A 22873-nucleotide genomic window follows, 5' to 3' on the forward strand; every position below is an offset into this window, starting at 1 on the left:
GTCAAATACACAACAACCTCATTTACTTTTCTAATTGATCTACATGTTGCATAATATTTTGGAGATTATTTTCGTATTGCTCAAGTTGTGGGCGTTGTGTTTCCGAAGCTACTTCTAACGCATTTTGAATCTGTTCATACGCCTCCTGAACCTCTTGGCGTAACTCTTTTAAATCATGACCGTAGTTTGGATCATTTTTCACAATGTTGTTATATGCATGTTCTGCTTGTGTAACTCCTTGCTGCGCTGCTTGAAAAGCTTGCTGTTTATCTTTATGATATGGCATTATATAATCCCCTTTCCATAATAGTTAGTCCCAATTATCTTTACCTTTTTTTCTAAAAACATTCTCGTATAAATTTGCAAACTTCTCTCATTCTAAAGAGAAAGAGGAGGTGTCACATACAATGAGCAAAAACAATCGTGAAGCAAAAGAAAAAAAGGGACAACCTGAACCATTAAGCGGATCTCATAAAGTAAAAAACCGTAACCATTCACGCCAAAAACATCATGCACATCATGATATGTAAAACAAAAAGTGCACACTAGCTATCTTTTCCACATACAATGTTTATATTTTTCCATTTATTCTTCACCCCTAATTCATTCATGCATAACATAGTATGAATTGAGATTTTACGGAGGGTGTCTTACATGGGCAAGAAAAAGAAGGATTGTCTTTTTCATGTTGATGGTTTCGAAGAATGGATGGATCAGTTTTGTTCTGACTCTTGTAGTAACTTTAGTTTCCCAAATCAAATTCATATTGACCTTTGCGAAACTGAACAAGAATACATTTTGGAAACAGATGTACCAAATGCCAATGAACAAAATGTAGTCATTAAAAAGATGGAGACAGGCCTAAACATTTGCATACTTCATAAAAACATTTCTTTGCAGCGAACTATTCCTTTACCCGCTAATGTTATTTATAAGAAGATGCTAGCCTGCTTAGAGAATGGTTTTTTGGCCATTCATATTTCCAAAAATGAATTTGCTGATAAACATGAAAAGAAAGTTCTTTTTTCAAATTAAGAGTTAATATAATACAAACATAAGCCCCAGTTGGTACTGGGGCTTATGTTATTCCGCATGCATCTCTATATTAGAATTTCTATCATATCTTTTTTTCGATAAACCTTTTGTAACTAAAAGCACAGGAAATGCCACAGTTGAAAATATAGCTAGTGCTGAAAATACTGCAAACCCATTTTGGTACCCGTAGTAATCGAGAAGTACTCCTCCAAACCACGGACCTATTACTGCTCCAATTCCCGAAAAACCCATCGCACCGAAGTATGTTCCTTTTAGATGCGCAACAGCAATATCATCAATAAATACATCCGTCATTGAAAACATTAAGACTTCTCCAATTGTAAAAATAATTGTACAAACGGCAGCACCTAGCAGAGATTCTACTACTCCAAATCCAAATAATCCTCCGCTCACAAATAAAGTTCCCACCATAATGGATACTAACGGTGTATACTTTTTACAAATTTGAATAACAGGGTATTGAATTACGACTACAACAATCGCATTTAAAGCTAGCATATATGAAAATAATTTCACTCCATCCTGAAATATATGTGCATTTGCAAAATATTGAGATACTGTTGTCGTTAAATGAGAAAAACCACAATTACTCAAAATAATACCAACTAGTGCAACTAAAAATACGACATCCTTTCGCAAAATACGAATTGCCTTTAACATTGTGACAGGCTTTTCTGTATTTACTTTCTTTTTTTCAATCGGATACTTCTTAAATTGGAACGCTAATATAGCTGTATATAAAATGTATACTCCAGCTGCTACTAAAAACGGAATTGTTGATTTTGCGCTTCCAATCTGTAACCCGACAAGTGGGCCAATCGCTACTCCAACATTGATTGCACCGTAACGCAAATTATATACGAGTAAACGATACTCAGGTTTCGTTAAATCTGATAATAACGCTCTTGATGTTGGCTCAAAAAATGACCTACATAATCCATTCAAAGCATTTAATAAAAAGAAACTTAAAACATGATCTGCAAGTGAAAAACCAATGAATACAAAGACCCAAACGATCATGGACCATATTATAATCATATTTCGACCGAATCGATCTGATAAATTCCCTCCGATAAAACTAGCAAACACTCCAACAAGTGCACTCGTTCCGATAATAGCACCTGTCATTCCAGCTGATACACCTTTCACAGTCGTTAAATAAATTGCTAAAAAAGGAATACTCATTGACGTGGCGAACCTCGCAAATAAAGTCCCTATTATAATTGTCATTCCTAACGGATGAATATTTTGCAACTTCCCCTTCATCTTAAAAACCTACTCTCCCTGTTCTTACATAAAAAAAGAAAGCAAAGGATCTGCTTTCTTTTCCCTTTTTATACTTGCGCTGTTGATACCCGCGCTGTTCTCGTTATATCCATATCTATGCCATATGTAAACTGTAATTCTTTACAAACATCTTTAATTAATATTGCAACATTATACTTCTCATTAAATTGTAAAACGATGTTCTCCACTTCTTCATATGTATACTTATATTCGCCTGTAATGACACTTTTTAGATCAAAGCATTCGTTAATACAAAGTTGTACAAGTAGCTGGTCATATTTCTCTATTACATCTTCTTTCTTCCAAAGTAACTCTTTTACATATAACCGATCAAACTTCACACTTTCTCGATTACAATCCGTTAAAATCCGGGTCATTTCATTTAATTCTCGATACAATTCAGAAATATTTTTGCTTAAACTAAGCAGTTTATCTACGCCATTTTCATATAACATATTTATTCCACCCCCGCATTTTCTTCTTATTATAGCAAGAAAATTCTAAAAATAGTTTCTTTCTTCTGAAATATTAGGAAACTAATTTCAATTGCTTTACAATGAAACTAGTTAATGCGAGAGGAGAAAGAAAATTGGAGCACAAATTATATTACACTGACGCTTATAAGCAAGAATTTACTACTAAAATTATAAAGCAAGATTATGATAAAGACGGTAACTTATACGTTGTTTTAAACGAAACCGCATTTTATCCGACTGGTGGCGGACAACCACATGACACTGGAACTTTAAATGGTATTGCTGTACTTGATGTTGAAGAAGTCGACGAAGAAATCCGCCACTTCATTGCAGAACAATTACACACAGAAGACGTAGAAGGTAAAATCAATTGGGAGCGCCGGTTTGATCATATGCAGCAACATGCAGCTCAGCACATTTTATCTGCTGTTTTTTGGGACTATTTCAACATACCTACGATTGGATTCCATCTTGGAAAAGAAACGATAACAATTGATTTAGAAACAGAAAATCTGCATGCAGAAACGGTTGAAAAGGCAGTACAAATTGCCAATAAAATCGTTTTTGAAAACCACCCAATCCGTATAGAGTGGATGAACTTAGAAGAAGCAAAAACATTACCTCTTCGTAAAGAACCAACTATGACAGAGAATATACGTGTTGTTATTATCGAAAATTACGACTACAATGGCTGTGGTGGAACCCATCCGAAATGCACTGGTGAAGTTGGTCCTATTCAAGTACTAGGATGGGAGCGCAATAAAGGTGGTATACGCTTAACCTTTATCGCTGGTTGGCGTACACTTAAATTAATGGGGCAACAGCAACAAATTATGAAAGATGTTTCCAAACAATTAAACAGTAGCGAAACTGATATCCCAGCAAAAGTGGCACAGCTTCTTACCTCTCAAAAGGAAAACGAAAAAACAATACAAACAATGAATGAAAAATTATTATTTGCAGAGGCAAATGAATTACTGCAACAGCCCACCGAAATACATGCTGGGTTACTTATTTCTAAAGCATTTACAGATCGTTCTATGCAAGAAATTGCAAAAATATCAGCTATCATTACAGAACAACAAGAGCATGCAATTACGTATTTCGTTATTGAAAATGATGACAAACTACAATGTATTCTCGCTTGCGGAAAAACAGTAACGCTCGATATGAATGCTCTTTTAAAAAATGCTCTTCCTACAATTGAAGGAAAAGGTGGCGGAAATAAAAAGAGTGCACGCGGCGGCGGAAAAGCAGTTATGAACGGGGACGAGTTTTTAAATCAGCTTGTTTCTTCTTTACAGTCAGCAGTGTAAAACATGTTTATGAAGGATAGCTAACGGCTATCCTTCAACTATATTTACAGGCCTATATGTTGTTTCAACCCTTGATAACTCCCTGAATTTGCAAAACCGCCACTTATAAGATTGATAAAAGTTTCCGAAAAACCATAATAACTTAATTCGTTAATCGGTACCATTTGCACATCATGAATCGGATTATGATCGAACTCGTTAGAAGGTAGTGTAATTTCACCTTCAATCCTTTCAAGCAGAAACGTAATATGTAACAAAGATGGACTAGCATCTGGTTTATCACAAACATAGAGTAGCTTCTTAATTTTAACTTCTAATCCTGTTTCTTCTCTCATTTCTCGAATCATCGCTTCTTCTAACGTTTCACCATTCTCTACCCTTCCTCCAGGTAAAGACCAATCGCGATTAGCCACTTTTTGCTTTACTAGCAATACTTTTTCATCTTCAATTAAAATTCCCGTAACACGAACTTGCATTATATTTTCTATATATAACCTCCTCTTCCCATTATATTTACACATTAATCCTTCCATAAAAAGAACGTATGTTTTATAATTAAAGAAAATTATGGAAGAAAGTAGTTGTTACATTCATGCGACCATCTTTAACAAAAACTATATCTCTTACAGATTTCCAAAATTATTATTGGTTAAAAGCAGAACTGCAAACATTTTGTCGCGAGCATGGTTTGCCAGCTAGTGGCTCTAAGACCGAAATAACCGAGCGTATCTCACATTATTTAACTACGGGGAAAGTCTTAAAAAACAGCTCTGGTCCAAAAGCAAGTAAAACTTCCCTCTCTTACAAAGACCTTTCTCTTCAAACGATTATTACTAAAAATCACCGCTGTAGCGAAGATGTTCGTGCTTTTTTCAAAGAAAAAATCGGAACAAACTTCCGCTTTACAGTAGCTCTTCAAAAATTTTTCAAAGAGAATGTTGGAAAAACATATGAAGACGCGGTAGCTTTTTGGCATGAAGAAAACGAACGAAAAAAAGACCCTACATACAAAACAACTATCGGTGCACAATTTGAATACAATCGCTTTACTCGTGACTTTTTCAAAGATCCAAATAATAAAGGAAAAGCAAAAGCTGATGCGATTGCTGCTTGGAACGAAATGAAAGCGAAGCCTGGCAGCAATGTTTATGTTCCTCAAAAAGTAGAAAACTAGTTACCTCACTAGTCTTCTACTTTCTCAAATAATAGCGCAATCCCTATCCCGCCTCCAATTCCTAATGTAGCAATTCCATATTTCATAGACTCTCTTTGAGCCTGATAAAACAAACGTGTTACAAGCATAGCCCCAGATGCACCGTACGGATGACCGAGCGCAATTGCCCCACCATTTACATTTAATTTTTCATACGGAATTTGTAACTCTTTTGCGCAAGCAACAACTTTTGAGGCGAATGCTTCATTTATTTCAAAATAATCGATGTCCTCTACTTTTACATTCATTTCGTTTAATAATCTGTTCACCGCAAATATCGGACCAGTCCCTGGAAGATTGGGATCCACTCCCACTACAGTACTACGAACGAAACGAAGGACAGGTTTATAACCGAGCTTTAGGGCTTGTCCCTCTTCCATTGCAAGAACAGCACATGCCCCATCATTTACACCACATGAATTACCTGCCGTCACTGTTCCATTTTGTAAAAATGCGGGCTTTGTTCTTTTAATGATTCGTTCATAATTCATTTCTGGCTTTATAGATTCATCTAATAATCCATTAAAAGAAAATATTTCATCATGTATATATCCTTTTTCTAACGCTTGCAGTGTCCGCTTATAACTAAGACAAGCGTACTCGTCTTGCATTTCTCTCGTTATGTTATAACGCTCCGCAACATATTCAGCAGCTACTCCCATGTCAGGATCACCAATTGTTTCAGGTGAAAATCTTGCTCTTTTTTGAAAAGGTGACGTACTTGTACTCTCTACTCCTCCGGCGATATAGCAATTACCTGCCCCGCCTTGAATGAGATGACACGCAGTTCGAATTGCTTCTAAACCAGCACCACATTGCCGATCAATCGTTACACCAGGAATATGATAGCCAAGTCCTGCCTCTAAAGCAGATAATCTTGCAACATTCCCTCCTGGCCCAACAACATTTCCTAATATAACATCGTCTATCTCTCTCTTAATTCCTTTACTTAAAAACGTAAGAAGCGGCGTTGCTAATTGCTGAACTTCATACTCTTTTAATATCCCATCCTTCTTACCGATAGGTGTTCTTTTCGCCTCTACAATAACTGCCTTATTCATATGTTTTCTCCCGGTTTTCAATCATACTTTTTGCTTCCATACGAGCGATTTTCCCACTATTTGTATAAGGTATTCCATCTACAAAATGCCATTCTTTCGGTATTTTAAACGAGGATAATCGTTGTAAGCAAAAACTCTTTAATTGTTGTTTCGTAGCACTTCCTTTTACGATCGCGACGGGCTTTTCACCCCAGTAACTATCTTTCACACCAATTACAACTATTTCATCAACAGCTGGGTGTTCATGTAATACACTTTCTATTTCTTCTGGATAAATATTGATTCCTCCAAATAAAATTATATTCTTCTCTCTACCAACAATATATATAAAGCCTTCTTCATCTTCATAGCCTACATCTCGCACTGTCATCCAGCCATCTGCATTCAACTCCCGTGTTAAACCCCCATCTATTATGTATCCCATAAAAAACTGATCACTTTTCACATAAACAGTTCCTATCTCGCCTTTTTGTACTTCTTCGCCTGCTTCATTACATATTCGAACTTGCACATTGTGACAAGGTTTTCCTACTGAATTTGGCCTTCTTTCGCTTTCTGCATCGACTAGTGCTGTTACAAAACTTAACTCTGATGCACCATAAAATTCATATCTTTTCGCATAAGGAAATATATTCTTTATTTTTTCTTTCGCTTCAGCTTCCCATTTCGCTCCTGATGAAATAATTTTCATTTTATTTTCTATTAATCTATTTTCTTTATATAAAGATTCAAGCATTGTCGGAACTGTATACATAACCGATATATTTTCAGTTTCTAACTTATCTAATACTTGATTCGGAATGAACTTTCTCATAATGTGCACCGTTTGTCCTACATATAATGCACTTATTGCCCCGTATAAGAAAAGAGAATGAACGAGCGTCCCAGCTATTAAAATTGAATCCTCCGTTTTCATATGAAAGTCATGTACATTACAATCAAAACTATGAATCCACGATTGCTGTGCACGTAAAAATGCTTTTGCTTTTCCAGTTGATCCTGATGTAAATCCCATATAAAAGGGAGCATTTCGTAAACTTTCTACAGTGGAATGTGTAGGAAGATATTTCTCTATCATTCTTTTCCACTCATCAATTTCAATTACTCTTCCTTCTTCATGCGATAAATCATTTACCTTATATCTTTCTGTCACAATCATATCCGGATTACTGATTTCAATTCTTTCTCTGAGCTCATCTTGTTTCCACTTTATATCTAACGGAACACAAACCCACCCGGCCATAGCGGCACCAGCAAATAGTTGTAAAAACTCTATACGATTTTCTAATAGGATTGCTATTGTTTTATTCTTTGATTCTGTTGCGTGCAACCAGTTTGCTACTTTACAAACTGATTCGAACCACTCTTTATATGTTAAAACTCTATCATTTTCCTTTATCGCTATTTTATTTGGTTGTAAAGAGGCATGCTTTTTGTATTCTTTTGTAATACCCATATGAGACGTCCTTTCTTTACAAAAATAATAAAAAGAAACACGGAATTAACGTGTTTCTTCCCTTTATCATCCCGCATTTGTATATTTTCCATTCTTTAAAGCGGGCGTAATAATATGTTTCAATGAACGATGTAATTTTGTTACGAGAATCGCCGCAATAATTGCTTTTATACAATCCCCTGGTAAAAACACAGCACTCACTTTCATTGTCTCCCATACAGAAACATCCATTAAAAACGCTTGTACAGTAATACCAAATACATAAACTACGAAAATACCACCAATTATATTAATACATAATACTTTTATAATAGACACTTCACGTAAACGCTCAATTAAATAACCAATAACAAACGCTCCAATGATGTAACCAAGTAAATATCCTGCACTTGGCCCAACAAATACACCAAGGCCACCGCGTCCACCAGCAAGTAATGGTGCTCCAACTCCTACAATAAGTAAGAAAATAAGCTGACTTAATGCACCAAGGCGTGACCCTAACAATCCACCCGCAAGCATAACACCGAGTGATTGCAATGTAATCGGAACTGGTGTAATAGAAAGAGCAATCGGAGGTATTAACCCTAACACTCCCATAATAGAACTAAATAAAGCGACGAAAACTAATTTTTTTGTATGCATATTTTCTTCTCCTGTTTGTAAACTTAAAAGTGTTTTTAGGTAACATATCACGAAAATTATATTATCTTTCCACCCTTCTTTTGTCAACTTTTATTTCATTTAAGTTTACAAATAAGAATTCACTTATTTCTCTCTATGCAAATGCTCCAGTTCTTTCCGAAGCGCCTGTTTCAAAAACTTCCCAACAGATGTTTTCGGTATTTCTTCCATAAATACAATATCATCTGGTAACCACCACTTCGCAAACTGTGGTTTTAAAAACTCATATATTTCTTCTTTTGTAACCGTACTATTTTTCTTTTGAACGACGCAGGCAATTGGTCGCTCTTGCCACTGAGGGTGAGGAATCGCAACGACGGCCGCTTCAAATATAGCATCATGTGCCATTAAAGCATTTTCAAGATCGACCGAAGAAATCCATTCTCCCCCGCTTTTAATAACATCCTTCGTACGGTCAACAATTTTCACGCAGCCTTCCTCATCAACCGTAACGACATCTCCTGTATATAACCAACCATCACGAAAACCTTCGACAGTACGATTATCGTTATAATAGCTTTCAGCGATCCATGGCGCTCGTAAACATAGTTCTCCCATCTCCGTACCATCCCACTTCACTTCACCATTTGTACCGACTACTTTCATCTCTACACCAGGGACAAGATACCCTTGTTTTGATCTAATTTCTAATTGCTCTTCATACGATAATTCTGTTTCATAACTTTTTAAACGTGCAAGTGTTACGAGTGGGCTCGTTTCAGTCATACCATATGCATGTATGAATGGAACATTATGTTTCTGTTCAAATGCTTTAATAACGCCTTTCGGCGCAGCTGCACCTCCGCATAGTATTCTCGTCATACTAGATAAATCGTAACTATTATTTTCTAACTCTTGTAATACGCCGAGCCAAATTGTCGGCACACCCGCAGCTAACGTCACTTTTTCTGATTGAATCATCTCTAATAAAATTTTCGGGGTAAACATCGGTCCAGGAAGAACTTGTTTTGATCCAAACCAAGTAGCCGCAAAAGGAAGTCCCCAAGCGTTCACATGAAACATCGGGACGATTGCCATTGCTGCGTCACTTTCCGATAAAGCAGCTGTATCAGCTAAACCGAGTGCCATACAATGCAATACAGTACTACGATGCGTATATACAACACCTTTTGGGTTTCCTGTAGTCGCTGACGTATAACACATACCAGCAGGTGTATTTTCATCAATATCTTTTACAAATTGGAAATTGGGATCGCCTTCTTCTAATAGCTTTTCATAATGATATACAGGCTCCAGCATAGTATTTGGAAGTTCATCTTTATCAGTCATAATAATGTAAGCCTGTACAGTTGATAATTGTGATTGAATATTTTCAACGAGCGGTACGAGATCTTCATCTATAAGTAGAATTCGGTCTTCTGCGTGCTGAATAATGTATGAAATATGTTGAGGAGATAAACGAATATTAATCGTGTGCAAAACAGAAGCAATACCTGGAATAGCAAAATACGCTTCTACATGTCGATGATGGTTCCACGCTAACGTTCCTACACGTTCACCTTCTTTAATTCCAAGCTTTTTCAACGCACTGGAAAGTCTTCTCGTCCTTTCCCCTAACTGCTTATACGTTAACGTTGTAACTGTATCATGTGTCCGTGAAACAATTTCTTTCTTCGAAAACAGTTTCTCTGCTCTTTCCATCATAGAACTAATTGTTAGCGGTACATTCATCATCATATTGGTTATATCCCCCTTTAAAGCGTTTTCATTTTTCGTTTATTATAACAGAATTCCGCAAATGGTTGCGACATTTTTCTGTTTTTTCTGAATTATTTCTTTGGAAATAATTCAGAAAAAACATGTTTTGAATACATTGATTCGAAACATGTTTTTTATCTTTTATAAACTATCTACCTTTTTTCTTACTTTCTTTTTCAGTTTAAAAATAAAACGATTACTGTATTCCTTATTTTCTACTAAAATTCGATATATCTCCCATACTCCTAACACACGAACAAAAAGATAAACTCCGATAGCAATAAGTACAACACAGTACGGATAATACTGAACTAATTCCCCTGAAGTGATATGCTTTTTCTCAAACAAAAACGGGATCGCGCCTGCTGCTATAAAACAAAATCCAACGATCATTACCGCAGCATACTTCTTCTTAATAATCACATATCTTTTTGTCAATTCTTTTAGAAAGTTTTGATCAAATAGTAGTTCTTCCTTTTTCAATACATTGTATCGACTCTCTTCTATCGTTACAGGTGCCATCATTGCTCCAATTCCAAGAACAGCAATGATAATGACAAGAAATGTCGACATTGTTGCATTTTCTTTAAATAATAGATACGGTATTGTAGACAAAATAAGCAAACTAAACCCTAACGCTATATATTTTGAAATCTTTTGTCCGTACACTATATACCCTTCTGCCATTTCCTGACTTACGTAATAGCCATCCACATTTTCATTACTTTGCTCTGCAGTTTCTTTTAATAAATAGTCGAGTGATACCTCAAAAACATTTCCAATCATTATTAACTTTTCAGTTTCAGGAAAACCTTGACAGTTTTCCCATTTACTAACCGCTTGCCTTGTTGTGTTTAATTTTTCAGCTAATGCTTCTTGAGAAAGGCCCTTTTCCTTTCTTAATTTAAAAAGCTTTTCACCAAATCCCATATGTGTGCCCCCCTTTGTTTTCTTACCTAAATTGTATGTAGACATTGCCCTTATCTCTATCTTCCCGGGGTTACACTTTGTCAACTTACGGTTGCGATTGTGTTATTTAGTGGTTTTATAGACGATTTAGCTATTTTCCTTCTATGATTATGGCGTTAATAAACCAAGACCCCTTAACAACCAATTATAACAATTAAAGGTAATTATTGTTATAAAAAATAAAAAAACTCCTTTATTCATTTAAAGGAGTTTTTTATATGAAATATTTCATTTATCCATATATCTTTCTCGAGATATACAATATCTTTTCGTGTCACGATACTTACCTTTAATGAACATATCCTTTTGAATCGTGCACTCGTACTCCATATTCAAACGTTTCATTAATTTTTCAGATGCTTCATTTTCTGAATCACATCCCGCTTCAATACTATTAAGATGCAACTCATGAAAACCATAGTAGAAAAAAGCTAATGCAGCCTCCGTAGCTAATCCTCTTCCCCAATATTTTCGAGATAAGGCGTATGCAATTTCTGCTGTATGTGTGACCAAATCATATTTAATAAATCCACACGTGCCTATAAGTTTCTTCTCCTCTTTTAATACAATTCCAAGAGGTGCTACTTGCCCTCCATTGTACTGACCCACAATTTCTTCTATATAGTTATATGTGTCACATAACAATCGATGAGCATCCCATACAGTAAAAGTTGTCATCTCTTTATCTGTAGCATACTCATATATATGTAAACTATCACTCATATTCATTTTCCTTAACATAAGTCGTTTCGTATACAAAGTTGGATATGACCACTTCTCAATAATCATAACGGTTTCTGTTTAAACCTTTCATAATTCCTTACCTTTAGTAAAAGGATATTCCCACAATCTGTACAAATATAAGCATCCACCGGCGAAGATGTGAACATCGTTTCCTTTTTCCGTATTTGTGCATATCCGACAAACTCACCTTCTCCTATATTTTGAGAACCACAATTAGAGCATGTCTGCACGGCTTTTTGTTTCATGAGAGCACCACCTTTAATCTGTTTCTACTCCCTTCGACAGTTCACTTCCATTTCCCTTCCAAAAAACCTCTTATTCTCTCACATTTCAACAGGAATCTCAAAACAAAAATCGTATATGTACTATGAAATATATTTATTAACGGAGGAATTTTATGACTACTGTTATGACACTCGATATGGCAACAGAAATTGAAAATGCAGAAATTGATATGCTCTCTTCTAAATTAGAGAGACTACAAACAATGAGCGGAAACCCCATGCAAGTGCAAATGAAAAAATTCGGTAGTGCCACTGCCTTTTCATCAAAAATAATTGCTGGTCCTGCTTTTAATACGGTAAAAGGTATTACAAATGCAGATGCGATTGATGCAATCATTTCTTATTATGAATCACTACAAATCCCTTGTCGTTTTGAAATTACCCCAGCACAAGGTACAACTGAATTATTTCAATACTTATCTCAAAAAGGGTTTTATCAATCTAGCTTCCATACTGCTTTGTATAGTATACCGAGAGAGGGTTCATCACTTCTTCCTTCTAATATTACAATACGAAAACTAAAAGAAAATGAGTTTGATATTTTTGCAGACATTTATGTATGTGGATTTAATATGCCATCCTTTACAAAAGATAGCGTGCGCCAAAATAATGAAATTCTTTACAATGAACCAGGATGGCATTTTTTCATAGCTGAAGTTCAAAATATCCCTGCTGGTATTGGTGTCCTGTATATAAATAAGGGTGTCGCATCATTAGCTACTTCTGCTACTTTGCCAGAATTTCAGCGTAAAGGCTGTCATACTGCATTAATTCAAAAACGAATTAAGACAGCTATTGAATTCAATTGTACTTTAATAGTTGGACAAGCAAGGTTCGGTAGCGGCAGTCAAAATAACATGGAACGTGCCCACATGAAAATTGCTTATACAAAATCAATATGGACCGCAAAAGACATATTATAATTTACTTTCTTTCTCCTTCCGTTACATTTTTAAACATTTTATGACAATTCCTTTTCTATCCTATTAATCATTTGAATATTCCAACTAGATTTGTTACGCTATTACTAGATACATCATTCAACTTGCACTATGAAAAGAGAATTCTAATCAAACTACAAGGAGGAGAAATGTATGACTAAGCATGAACACGGTTTAAAAGAAAAAGTAGAAGGTGCCATTGATAAGGTAAAAGGCGAAGTAAAAGAAGCTGTTGGGAAAGTAACTGACAATAAGAAATTACAAGCTGAAGGAAAATGGGATAAGGTGAAAGGCACTGCTAAAGATACAGTTGGTAATGTGAAAGAAAAAGTACATGAATATAAGGAACATAAATAATAAAAAACACGTTGGATGAATTTTCATCCAACGTGTTTTTTATTTTACTTTATATACATAATGAACCAAATGACATATGATATATTTTTATTTCTCTATGCTCTTTGTAAGCGGTTCTTTAAAGGCATTTCTATTCCATACAACAAAAACAATAAGAGAAATAATAAAGAATGCAACAAGACATATACCCAGATAATCAAAATTAACTACTTGTATGAGATTCCAAAACGGGCCCTGTAAATTATAGCTTTCAATAAGCAAAGATAATAGTTGATATCCCCCTATTAAAAAAGCCGTAATAACAGATATTGAGGTAATTAATACATTATATGAATTTCTTATTCGACTATTTTCCATTGCCCACTTATAATTCGTATTCATGAATGTACTATCTAATGTATCCATCAATGACATTCCGGCAGCAAACAAAACGGGGAAAGCAAATATACTTACAAGTGGAATAGATTGACTTGTTGCAGTTACTGTAGAAAGAGCAATTAATCCAATTTCACTCGCTGTATCAAAACCAAGTCCAAATAAAAAACCGATTATATACAATTGCTTCTGACTATCAATAAACGTAAATAAGCGCTGTGTGAAACGATATATAAACCCTAAATTTTCTGGCTGTTTGTCCTCGTGGCTTCTCAACACTTTAATAAGGTACAACAGATTGGTAAGACCAATAATGATAAGGAATGTACTAGAAACGATTGTACCGATAATACCGCCTATAGTTGAAAAGCTCTCCATTCCATGTTTTGCCGTTTTTCCAATTAAAGCAATTAATACAATCATCGCAAATACTACCGTAGAGTGTCCTAATGAGAAGTAAAATCCCACCCCCTGTGAGTTTTTACCTTTTTCAATTAATTTCCGAACAGTATTATCAATTGCGACAATATGATCACTATCAAACGCATGACGCAACCCTAAAGAATATGCAATAATAGCCATTCCGATTATGCTATTACCTTTATATAGCGCCGGTAATAATAATAAAATTCCAAGCACATGAAGAAATATAATAATAACAAAAAAGTTGGTTGCCTTTTTCAGTTCACTTTTCCACATAGTTACTAACCCTTTCTACTTTAAATTGAATACTCTTGAAAAAGAAAAGTGCCATAATAAAAACTAAAATCGTTATAATAGTCGCTAAAATAATTACAAAATTATTTAACACGTCGGTATGATTTGTAAGTGTTAACAGAGCTGGTACTGTTGCAGTAATCCAAGATTCAATGAAGCAAACAATACCTACATAAATATGAATCTTCTTTTTCAATCCATCTTGTAGGAAAAATAAAAACCAAAGGAATGCCCAAAAGAACCAAATTATTGTACTTTGCAAACTACCACTCTCATGTAATTGATTCACAATTCCCATAACCGTTGCAATGATAGCAACCCAAAGAGAATAGTAACCTACACCTGAAGAATCAAGTTTTAATATATTCGTAAGACCAACATATAAATAAGTAAAACCAAATAAAAAAATAGTTCCATTAGATAGGATAGTCCACTCATCGGATTGACTTCCTGTAAATAATAAATATAATGGTGTCAAAGTTTGTAATGCCCCTACAAATAAATTAAAGTATCCTACACTTTTGCTATCAATAAGTTTAAAAGCTGCTAGTGAATTCATAAATAGAACTGCACCGACAAACAATAATCCCACATTAGTCATAGTATCCCCTTCTCCTACTTAATATTTTCGATAGGATGTTAATTCTTCATGTAGACAATTCTCTCTAACAAAACGATGACACTGAAAAAATATAGACTCCATATCCTCAGTATTATGACTAAGTATGCGAATGACAAAGCCTTTACATGGTGTAGAAGATATTCCAATTTTCATATTGTTAGTGTTAGAAAGTGATGTTTTCAATGTTGCAATTAAATCATTTGTAATGTTCTCATTAATAACTATGAAAGTACCATAATGGGAATATTGATTTAATATTCCCATTTGATCTAACGACTCTTTGAAAGGGTTTAGCAATAAATGATCGTATACTACAAGTTTATTTTCCATATATATTTTTGTTAACGAATCAAAATATTGGTATGTGAACTTCTCCATATTTGGCGACCAACCAGGCGTAACTGAATCGCATAAAATCAATGTAGAATTATTTTGCATATATATATTTGTTTTTTGCTTATATGCTGCATCCTTGTACATAATTAACGGGTCTGGTAAATACTCCATAACAGCATTCTCACCAATATAAAAATTCAATTCTTGCAAAGCATAACTATTTGGAGTCTTGTAAACTTTCGTTGCTGATTGGCTTGTTATATATGTTTTCGCATCTTTACCAACATTTATATTTATAGAATAGAAATCTCCTTTTAAATAGCCTCCACCAGAATTCATAATATAGTAATATGCTCTACCATACTCATCCAAATATATTGGCTGCGTTACTTTTAAGGCATCTTTATGATAAACCTTAATAGGTACGGTTTTATGTCTCTTTTCCATCATATCAATGTTTAAGACACCTGTAGGGGATTTCATTTTTTCAGTCCTTCTAACATAATGTTCTGTCTCATCCAATTTATTAATTCTTGTAAACCTTCCTCATCCTTCAAATTTGTAAAAAAGTATGGTTTATTATGTCGGTAATTTTTCGTATCCTGCTCCATAACTCCAAGATTAGCTCCTACATAAGGTGCCAAATCCGTTTTATTAATTACAAATACATCAGATTTGATCATTCCTTGTCCACCTTTACGCGGAATCTTTTCTCCCTGTGCCACATCAATAATATAAATTGAAAAATCCACTAGCTCCGGACTAAATGTGGCAGCTAAATTATCACCCCCGCTTTCAATAAAAATAATATCTAAATTATTATGTCTAATCATGAGTTCTTCAATTGCTTCAAAATTCATAGAAGCGTCCTCTCGAATTGCTGTATGCGGGCACCCCCCTGTCTCTACACCAATAATTCTATCTTCTGATAAAACACCTGTTTTCAATAAAATCTTTGCATCTTCTTTCGTATAAATATCGTTTGTAATTGCTGCAATTTCATAATCTGTATTTAGATGTTTTGTTAACTTTTCAACTAACATGGTTTTCCCAGCACCTACGGGGCCACCGATACCAATTTTAATAGGCTTTATCAATTTATTCTTCCTCCCTATGACATGAAGACCCTTACATTTACATCTTCATGTTGCATTTGATTTATTTCGAATTCAGGATCATTCAATCCAAAATCTTCTAATGAAAGTATTTGAATTCTATCAATAGATTCGCAGATTAATTCATGGCATTCTTGTAATAGTTTTTGACCATCTGTTTGTCCAAGAGGAATGGCTCTCACACCGTTTTGAATTATACTTCCAACACTTGAGTATAAGAAAACTAAGAGCGTTTCTTCTATTGTCATTTTCAATTCCGCCCCTAATATTCCGTATACAATACTCGGATGACCTTGTAATTTATTACCCATAATATTTTCTTTATATATATTTAAATTTACAAACGAGAACAATTCACACAATAATTTAGAAGTACTTTTACTAATCATTCTATTTGCTTTTCTACATTCAAAAGGCAATGTTTGTGCTGTTATTAAATCATCTAAAAATGTAATTTGTTCTCCCTCATTATTCTTAATGGCTTCGTAAGTATATTTGCAAATTAAGCCGTCCGTGTATGTTAATTGGACTTTTACATATCGATTAACCCATTTGAAAAACCCGTCTTTATTTGTAACTTGTCCCTCTTGAATAAATGTTTCTAATCCAAAAGAGTGACTAAAACTTCCTGTTGGGAAGTTCGAATCACTAATTTGGAGTAGGTTAAGTAGGTTAAATATGTTTGTGCGAAGCATGCTTGAACGGTTTTGGTAATACTCTATTTTCTTTTTGATAAGGAACACCTTCCTTTTTAAGTAAATCTTCTACTAAGTAGTCGTTCGCCAAAATCATGCACCCTTCATCGAATTGTGCTGGTAAATGTCTATTCCCTAAGTTATGAGCAATAATCCCCATTTCTTTTATTGATTTTGGAGTAATTACAATTACCTCTTCTGGTAATACTTCAATATACACAATTCGATTTTCATCTTCATATAAAATATCACCGTTCTTTAATGTTTCTCCACTATCTAAAGACACCCCAATTTCAAAACCAGATTCTGAATATAATTTCTGAACTCTCTTCAGTAAAAGCTCACTAGAAATTAATATCTTATCAAGATGCTTTTTTGTGTTTGAGAAATCATTCATATTGCATACGTTGTTATTAATTTTTTCAATAATCATTTTATCTCCCCCGTTATATCAAAATAAAAAATATCTTTGAGCCATAGGTAGTACATCTACTGCTTCACACGTGATTACTTGTCCATCAACTTTAACTTCATATGTCTGCGGATCTACTTCAATTTCTGGTGTTGCATTATTTAGCTTCATATCTTGCTTCGAAATCTCTCTCGTATTTTTAACAGGTAATACAACTTTATTTAAACCTAATTTTTCTTTAATATTATTCTCATAAGCTACTTTCGATACAAATGTAATCGAACTTGACTGTACTGCTTTTCCATATGCACCAAACATCTTTTTTTCATAATATGGTTGTGGGGTAGGAATTGAAGCATTCTCGTCTCCCATTAATGCCATCACTACCATTCCGTTTTTCAAAACCATATCTGGCTTAACACCGAAAAATTGTGGATCCCATATTACAAGGTCTGCATACTTTCCTATTTCAATAGAGCCCACGTATTCTGAAATCCCATGTGTAATAGCTGGATTAATTGTATACTTAGCTATATAACGTTGAATTCTATTATTATCGTTATATTCTTTATCTCCCTCTAAACTACCAATCTGCTTTTTCATTTTATCGGCGGTTTGCCAATTGCGAATAATAACCTCTCCAACCCTTCCCATCGCCTGTGAGTCAGAGCTAATCATGCTGAAAACCCCTAAATCTTGCAAAATATCCTCTGCCGCGATTGTTTCTTTTCGAATCCTTGAATCTGCAAACATTACATCTTCTGGAATATTCGCTTTTAAATGATGACATACCATGAGCATATCTAAATGTTCATCCAGCGTATTCACTGTATATGGCAAGGTCGGGTTCGTTGATGATGGTAAAATATTATTCAGCGCAGCAATCTTTATAATATCTGGTGCATGCCCACCTCCAGCTCCTTCAGTGTGGTACGTATGAATAACACGATTATCAATAGCTTTTATCGTTTCTTCCACAAAACCACATTCGTTTAACGTATCCGTATGAATAGCGACTTGAATATCATATTTATCAGCAATCTGTAACGAGTGATTAATTGCTGACGAAGTTGCTCCCCAATCTTCATGGATTTTCAATCCGATAGCCCCTGCAAATATTTGTTCTTCCAGGGCAGGTAAACTTGAACTATTTCCTTTCCCTAAAAACCCAAGATTTATAGGAAAAGCTTCTGCTGCTTCTAGCATTTTTCTTAAATTCCAAGATCCAGGTGTTATTGTAGTTGCCTTAGTCCCTTCTGCCGGTCCTGTTCCCCCACCAATTAAAGTTGTTATACCTGAAGCCAATGCCGTATCAATTTGTTGTGGGGATATGAAATGCACATGTGTATCAATACCTCCAGCTGTAACGATTTTCCGCTCACCAGAAATTACTTCCGTTGATGTTCCAATGATGATATCAATATTATCCATAACTGAAGGATTACCACTCTTACCAATTGCTGAAATCTTCCCATCTTTTATACCAATATCCGCTTTATATACTCCCGTATAATCAATAATAATTGCATTCGTAATAACAACATCCACAACCCCCTGTTCTCTTGTAAGTTGTGAATTTTGTCCCATACCATCCCTAATTGATTTTCCTCCACCAAAGACAGCTTCATCACCATATACAGTGGCATTTCGATCAACATGTGCGAATAATTGTGTATCCGCTAAACGAATAGAATCTCCTGTAGTTGGACCATATAAATCAGCATATTGTTTACGTGACATCTTAAAACTCATGCTATCTCCCTCTTTTTGTGTAAGATTGAATATCGCCATCCACTTTATTTTTAAATCCATATACTTCTTGTTCCCCTGAATATGGAACTAGTTCAATCGTTTTTTCATCTCCAGGCTCAAATCTTACCGCTGTACCTGCTGGAATATTTAAATGTTGTCCAATTGCTACACTGCGATTGAATTTTAACGCCTCATTCACTTCATAAAAGTGGTAATGAGATCCAATTTGAATGGGTCTATCTCCCTGATTTATCACTTTGACTTTCATTGCTTTTTTATTTCCATTACATACTATGTCTTCTTTCGCAAGGATATATTGCCCTGGAATCATAACATTCACTTCCTTTAATGAATTGGCTGATGAATAGTTACTAATTTTGTTCCATCAGGAAAAGTTGCCTCAACTTGAATATCTGATATCATGTCTGCAATACCATCCATAACATCTTCAGCACTTAAAATGTTTTTTCCAAGTTCCATTAATTCCGCTACATTTTTACCATCTCTTGCTCCTTCCAAAATTTCATACGTAATAATAGCGATACTTTCTGGATAGTTTAACTTAAGCCCCCTCTCCTTTCGTCGATAAGCTAAATCAGCCGCAACAACTACTAGCAGTTTATCAATTTCTCTTGGCGTTAATCTCATTACAATCTTCCTTTCTGAAGTATTTTAAAACTAAGAATATTCTAAAAATAAAAGGTGTATTTTCAATGTCTTTTCCGTGTTTTCCCTATGTTTTTTTGCTATCAATCAAATAAAAAAAGAGCCGATGGGCTCTTTTTTTATTTTCCTTCATTCTTCTCTAACACGTATAAATCTTCTTCGATATTCGTTAATTTCTCACTTACAAGCTTTCTTGCATCTCCAATTGCTTGATTGTATGCAAATGGTCCAACTAATTTAACCATTTCTTCTATTAAACGCTCTGCTTGGAAACGTCCAATTTCATCTAAATCTTCTTCAACGAAAAATTGCTGAATTTGCGCTACAAGCTCTTCTTTTTTATCATTTGGTATTTTTATATTCATCATCGTTGTTACTCCTCTATATTTAAGATAATATCTTCCTTAACTCTACCATAGAAAAACGATTACCAGGACAGCTTTTTGTAACTCCTTCTAACTCTCTATGACCTAGTATATTTTCTTTCTTTATAGCAAATTGCTTCATAAACATTTTGCATAAAGAATATAATGCATTCACTTGTGCAGGAGTTGGATCGTATTTATCGAAATTTCCCGTCATACATATTCCAATTGTATGACGGTTATGGTCTTTCGCGTGCGCTCCAATATGTAAACCTCGCCCTTCCACTACAGTTCCGTCCTTTTCGATAAAATAGTTGTAACCAATCCCGCTCCACCCTCTTACAGTTTGATGAAATTCATGTGTTTTATACACGTCCCATCCATCTTCAGCTGTATGGTGGATAATCAGTTGATTTACTTTTTCTAAAGGAACTAATTCATCTTGAAATGTTAGATTGACATATTTAATTTCCATTTGAACTGCCTCCTCTTAAAAATCAATCATAATAATCGTTTTATCATCTGGTTTTATTCTCTTTCCCCCTTCCAGCTTTTCAATGATTGCTACATATTCGTTTATACTATTCTTTCTTATATATGCAACAGTTTGTTCTAATGACCAATCTGGGTGGAATAACCCGTCTGAACAAATAAAAATTCCACTCACTTCATCTATATGTAATTCACCATGTTGTAAATAATGTATCGCTTCTTTCATTCCATTTGCAACTGAGTAACCATTTGGCATATTTGCAAGATAACGATTGTACTTTAATTGTTCTCGAACATCTTGAAAAACAGGTTCTTCCGGCACAGATAAACCTTTCTTACGATCTTCTTCCCTCTTCCTTTTTGCTCGTTTACTAATTCCTTCAACTGTGTCTTTCGTTAATACTTGCATCGTTCCATTTTGAAAAGTTGCGACAATCATACAGTCCCCAAGCTGCGCATATTCAATTTTCTCACCAACTATTTGAACTGCCGCGATACATGTGCACCACAAATGCTCTTTTTTTCTCGTGTCTACTTCATATTCTAACATTTTGCTTTGTAATGCTTCATTTGCTTTGGCAACTGCAAATTGTAAACTATGATTCTCTCGTAATGCAGTAAAATAATTTGCAAATAAATGCGAAGCGATGTATGCTCCATTATGTCCATTTTCATCACGAAACGGGACAAGTGGTGTTGCACCGTCACATACACCATAAATCTTTTTATCTTTATTACAAAAATAAGAATCCTCACATTCTTGCTTCAACGGGCTTTTCTGTTGATATGTTTTTATCTTCACAACTGTATCCCCTTTCAAATGATAAAATACTCAAATTCTTTCGATTAATCTAATTTACCAAAATAAACTGTTTTTACCCAAAACTTTCAATATCATATATAATCTTGAAATAATATGAATTTTTCAGTGAAGGACGGGAAAGAAATGGTCAGATTCCTTGGTGTTATTATCGGTTCTATTATTATTGCGGTTGCCTTTAATCTTTTCCTTATCCCCCACAAAATTTTAAGTAGTGGAATTGGCGGAATTGCTATTATTTTAGGGATTGTAACCCCTGTAAACACAGGCATTATTAACTTTGTATTAAACTTACCTATCCTTATTTTAGGGTACATAGGTCTTGGAAAAAAAGTAATTTTTAACACAGTTGTCTCTGTAGTTGTATTATCTGTTGCATTATACTACGTTCCAGTAAAAGTCGTAGCAACAGATCCATTGTTATCTTCTATCTTCGGAGGTGTCATCGCCGGAGCTGGTATTGGTCTTGTTTTTAACTGTAATGGATCCACTGGTGGATTTGATATTATCGGTATGCTTTTATCCCGCAAGCGAGACATTAAACTTGGCGGATTCCTTATTATTTTAAATGCAGTCGTTGTAATAATCGCAGGATTCTTCTTCACCTGGGATGTTGCACTTACAAGCTTACTTTCAATTTATGTAACTGGTAAAGTAATTGATGCTGTTCATACAAAACATCGTAAAGTTACACTTATGATTGTAACAAATGAAGCAGAAAAAATGAAAAAACAGCTTCTTTCAACTGTTGTACGTGGAATAACGTTACTTGATGGCGAAGGCGCTTATTCAAGCGAGAAAAAGCGTGTACTTATGACGGTCGTTTCTCGTGAAGAATTAGCAAGTATGAAACTTACAATTTCTGAAATTGACCCGAATGCATTCGTTAATATTACAGAAACTGTAGAAGTGTTAGGACTTTTCAGAAGAAGTTAAAGACTAGGTG

Annotated in this window: 30 protein-coding genes; 7 read left to right on the forward strand and 23 right to left on the reverse strand. The window is 34.7% G+C overall.

The features are described 5' to 3' along the window. Positions 1-22 precede the first annotated feature (22 nt). A complete protein-coding gene (locus tag DN407_RS17585; RefSeq protein ID WP_001146293.1) occupies positions 23-286 on the reverse strand; it encodes a hypothetical protein in 264 nt (87 codons plus the stop codon). A gap of 121 nt (positions 287-407) precedes the next feature. Between DN407_RS17585 and DN407_RS17590 the strand changes: the two genes are divergently transcribed. Both DN407_RS17590 and DN407_RS17595 read left to right on the forward strand, forming a co-directional pair. Then, positions 408-530, forward strand: a complete 123-nt coding sequence (locus tag DN407_RS17590; protein ID WP_000042141.1) for a small acid-soluble spore protein P — start codon at positions 408-410, stop codon at positions 528-530. A gap of 124 nt (positions 531-654) precedes the next feature. Next, positions 655-1035, forward strand: a complete 381-nt coding sequence (locus DN407_RS17595; RefSeq protein ID WP_149216529.1) for an Hsp20/alpha crystallin family protein — start codon at positions 655-657, stop codon at positions 1033-1035. 48 nt (positions 1036-1083) lie between these two features. On the opposite strand, the gene DN407_RS17600 is transcribed toward DN407_RS17595, so the two are convergent. Beyond that, positions 1084-2322: an MDR family MFS transporter gene (locus tag DN407_RS17600; RefSeq protein ID WP_016118459.1), complete on the reverse strand. Its 1239-nt coding sequence runs from the start codon at positions 2320-2322 to the stop codon at positions 1084-1086. A gap of 68 nt (positions 2323-2390) precedes the next feature. Then, complete coding sequence (locus DN407_RS17605) at positions 2391-2798, reverse strand: hypothetical protein (protein WP_000965133.1); 408 nt, start codon at positions 2796-2798, stop codon at positions 2391-2393. 134 nt (positions 2799-2932) lie between these two features. Between DN407_RS17605 and DN407_RS17610 the strand changes: the two genes are divergently transcribed. Further along, positions 2933-4135 carry an alanyl-tRNA editing protein gene (locus DN407_RS17610; RefSeq protein ID WP_149216530.1) on the forward strand — a complete coding sequence of 401 codons (1203 nt, stop codon included), beginning with the start codon at positions 2933-2935 and terminating at the stop codon, positions 4133-4135. A gap of 44 nt (positions 4136-4179) precedes the next feature. On the opposite strand, the gene DN407_RS17615 is transcribed toward DN407_RS17610, so the two are convergent. Further along, entirely contained in the window at positions 4180-4668 is a 489-nt protein-coding gene (locus DN407_RS17615) for an NUDIX domain-containing protein (RefSeq protein ID WP_100240302.1), read from the reverse strand. Between the two features lie 59 nt (positions 4669-4727). Here DN407_RS17615 and DN407_RS17620 point away from each other — a divergent pair, with 59 nt between their 5' ends. Further along, the gene (locus DN407_RS17620; protein ID WP_065703468.1) at positions 4728-5309 is read left to right on the forward strand and encodes a DUF6434 domain-containing protein; all 582 of its coding nucleotides are present in this window, start codon (positions 4728-4730) and stop codon (positions 5307-5309) included. Between the two features lie 8 nt (positions 5310-5317). Here the strand turns inward: DN407_RS17620 and DN407_RS17625 are convergent, their stop codons facing one another. The 7 genes from DN407_RS17625 to DN407_RS17655 all read right to left on the reverse strand — a co-directional run bounded on the left by DN407_RS17625 (position 5318) and on the right by DN407_RS17655 (position 12223). Next, positions 5318-6409, reverse strand: a complete 1092-nt coding sequence (locus DN407_RS17625; RefSeq protein ID WP_149216531.1) for an acetyl-CoA C-acyltransferase — start codon at positions 6407-6409, stop codon at positions 5318-5320. After that, on the reverse strand, positions 6402-7865 hold the full coding sequence (locus DN407_RS17630) for an acyl-CoA synthetase (RefSeq protein WP_098664291.1): 1464 nt from the start codon (positions 7863-7865) through the stop codon (positions 6402-6404). The genes DN407_RS17625 and DN407_RS17630 overlap by 8 nt, the downstream gene beginning before the upstream one ends. A 66-nt stretch (positions 7866-7931) precedes the next feature. Further along, positions 7932-8507, reverse strand: a complete 576-nt coding sequence (locus DN407_RS17635) for a biotin transporter BioY (RefSeq protein WP_000556954.1) — start codon at positions 8505-8507, stop codon at positions 7932-7934. A gap of 123 nt (positions 8508-8630) precedes the next feature. After that, positions 8631-10244 (reverse strand): long-chain fatty acid--CoA ligase, encoded by a 1614-nt coding sequence (locus DN407_RS17640; RefSeq protein ID WP_149216532.1) that lies wholly within the window; start codon positions 10242-10244, stop codon positions 8631-8633. Between the two features lie 162 nt (positions 10245-10406). Then, the gene (locus DN407_RS17645) at positions 10407-11195 is read right to left on the reverse strand and encodes a helix-turn-helix domain-containing protein (protein WP_149216533.1); all 789 of its coding nucleotides are present in this window, start codon (positions 11193-11195) and stop codon (positions 10407-10409) included. A gap of 267 nt (positions 11196-11462) precedes the next feature. Then, on the reverse strand, positions 11463-12023 hold the full coding sequence (locus tag DN407_RS17650) for a GNAT family N-acetyltransferase (RefSeq protein WP_065703456.1): 561 nt from the start codon (positions 12021-12023) through the stop codon (positions 11463-11465). Further along, positions 12020-12223 carry a hypothetical protein gene (locus tag DN407_RS17655; protein WP_000810193.1) on the reverse strand — a complete coding sequence of 68 codons (204 nt, stop codon included), beginning with the start codon at positions 12221-12223 and terminating at the stop codon, positions 12020-12022. Before DN407_RS17655 ends, DN407_RS17650 begins: the two co-directional genes overlap by 4 nt. 152 nt (positions 12224-12375) lie before the next feature. Between DN407_RS17655 and DN407_RS17660 the strand changes: the two genes are divergently transcribed. Further along, positions 12376-13185, forward strand: coding sequence for a GNAT family N-acetyltransferase (locus DN407_RS17660; RefSeq protein ID WP_098664293.1), 810 nt, complete (start codon positions 12376-12378; stop codon positions 13183-13185). A gap of 171 nt (positions 13186-13356) precedes the next feature. Beyond that, positions 13357-13560 carry a CsbD family protein gene (locus tag DN407_RS17665; protein WP_000160423.1) on the forward strand — a complete coding sequence of 68 codons (204 nt, stop codon included), beginning with the start codon at positions 13357-13359 and terminating at the stop codon, positions 13558-13560. A gap of 87 nt (positions 13561-13647) precedes the next feature. Here the strand turns inward: DN407_RS17665 and DN407_RS17670 are convergent, their stop codons facing one another. The 12 genes from DN407_RS17670 to DN407_RS17725 all read right to left on the reverse strand — a co-directional run bounded on the left by DN407_RS17670 (position 13648) and on the right by DN407_RS17725 (position 21927). Further along, complete coding sequence (locus DN407_RS17670; RefSeq protein WP_000265977.1) at positions 13648-14634, reverse strand: HoxN/HupN/NixA family nickel/cobalt transporter; 987 nt, start codon at positions 14632-14634, stop codon at positions 13648-13650. Further along, positions 14621-15253, reverse strand: a complete 633-nt coding sequence (locus DN407_RS17675; RefSeq protein WP_000185993.1) for an AmiS/UreI family transporter — start codon at positions 15251-15253, stop codon at positions 14621-14623. Before DN407_RS17675 ends, DN407_RS17670 begins: the two co-directional genes overlap by 14 nt. Before the next feature lie 18 nt (positions 15254-15271). Next, a complete protein-coding gene (locus DN407_RS17680; RefSeq protein WP_000841915.1) occupies positions 15272-16093 on the reverse strand; it encodes an urease accessory protein UreD in 822 nt (273 codons plus the stop codon). Further along, the gene (gene ureG, locus DN407_RS17685) at positions 16090-16707 is read right to left on the reverse strand and encodes an urease accessory protein UreG (protein WP_000594928.1); all 618 of its coding nucleotides are present in this window, start codon (positions 16705-16707) and stop codon (positions 16090-16092) included. Before ureG ends, DN407_RS17680 begins: the two co-directional genes overlap by 4 nt. 14 nt (positions 16708-16721) lie before the next feature. Continuing rightward, positions 16722-17420, reverse strand: a complete 699-nt coding sequence (locus DN407_RS17690) for an urease accessory protein UreF (RefSeq protein ID WP_000946573.1) — start codon at positions 17418-17420, stop codon at positions 16722-16724. Then, a complete protein-coding gene (locus tag DN407_RS17695; protein ID WP_000582805.1) occupies positions 17398-17853 on the reverse strand; it encodes an urease accessory protein UreE in 456 nt (151 codons plus the stop codon). Before DN407_RS17695 ends, DN407_RS17690 begins: the two co-directional genes overlap by 23 nt. An 18-nt stretch (positions 17854-17871) precedes the next feature. Further along, positions 17872-19584: an urease subunit alpha gene (ureC, locus tag DN407_RS17700; protein ID WP_000008664.1), complete on the reverse strand. Its 1713-nt coding sequence runs from the start codon at positions 19582-19584 to the stop codon at positions 17872-17874. A gap of 1 nt (position 19585) precedes the next feature. Further along, the gene (locus DN407_RS17705) at positions 19586-19915 is read right to left on the reverse strand and encodes an urease subunit beta (RefSeq protein WP_000612160.1); all 330 of its coding nucleotides are present in this window, start codon (positions 19913-19915) and stop codon (positions 19586-19588) included. A gap of 14 nt (positions 19916-19929) precedes the next feature. Continuing rightward, entirely contained in the window at positions 19930-20232 is a 303-nt protein-coding gene (locus tag DN407_RS17710) for an urease subunit gamma (protein WP_001241327.1), read from the reverse strand. A gap of 137 nt (positions 20233-20369) precedes the next feature. Next, entirely contained in the window at positions 20370-20618 is a 249-nt protein-coding gene (locus tag DN407_RS17715) for a DUF2164 domain-containing protein (protein ID WP_000981075.1), read from the reverse strand. 19 nt (positions 20619-20637) lie between these two features. Beyond that, the gene (locus DN407_RS17720; RefSeq protein ID WP_000404192.1) at positions 20638-21090 is read right to left on the reverse strand and encodes a peptidoglycan recognition protein family protein; all 453 of its coding nucleotides are present in this window, start codon (positions 21088-21090) and stop codon (positions 20638-20640) included. A 15-nt stretch (positions 21091-21105) separates the two neighbouring features. Then, on the reverse strand, positions 21106-21927 hold the full coding sequence (locus DN407_RS17725) for a protein phosphatase 2C domain-containing protein (protein WP_149216534.1): 822 nt from the start codon (positions 21925-21927) through the stop codon (positions 21106-21108). A gap of 126 nt (positions 21928-22053) precedes the next feature. Here DN407_RS17725 and DN407_RS17730 point away from each other — a divergent pair, with 126 nt between their 5' ends. Then, positions 22054-22863: a YitT family protein gene (locus DN407_RS17730; RefSeq protein ID WP_000251344.1), complete on the forward strand. Its 810-nt coding sequence runs from the start codon at positions 22054-22056 to the stop codon at positions 22861-22863. The last annotated feature ends 10 nt before the right edge of the window (positions 22864-22873 follow it).

Source organism: Bacillus sp. JAS24-2 (genome assembly GCF_008274905.1).
Lineage (GTDB): Bacteria > Bacillota > Bacilli > Bacillales > Bacillaceae_G > Bacillus_A > Bacillus_A cereus.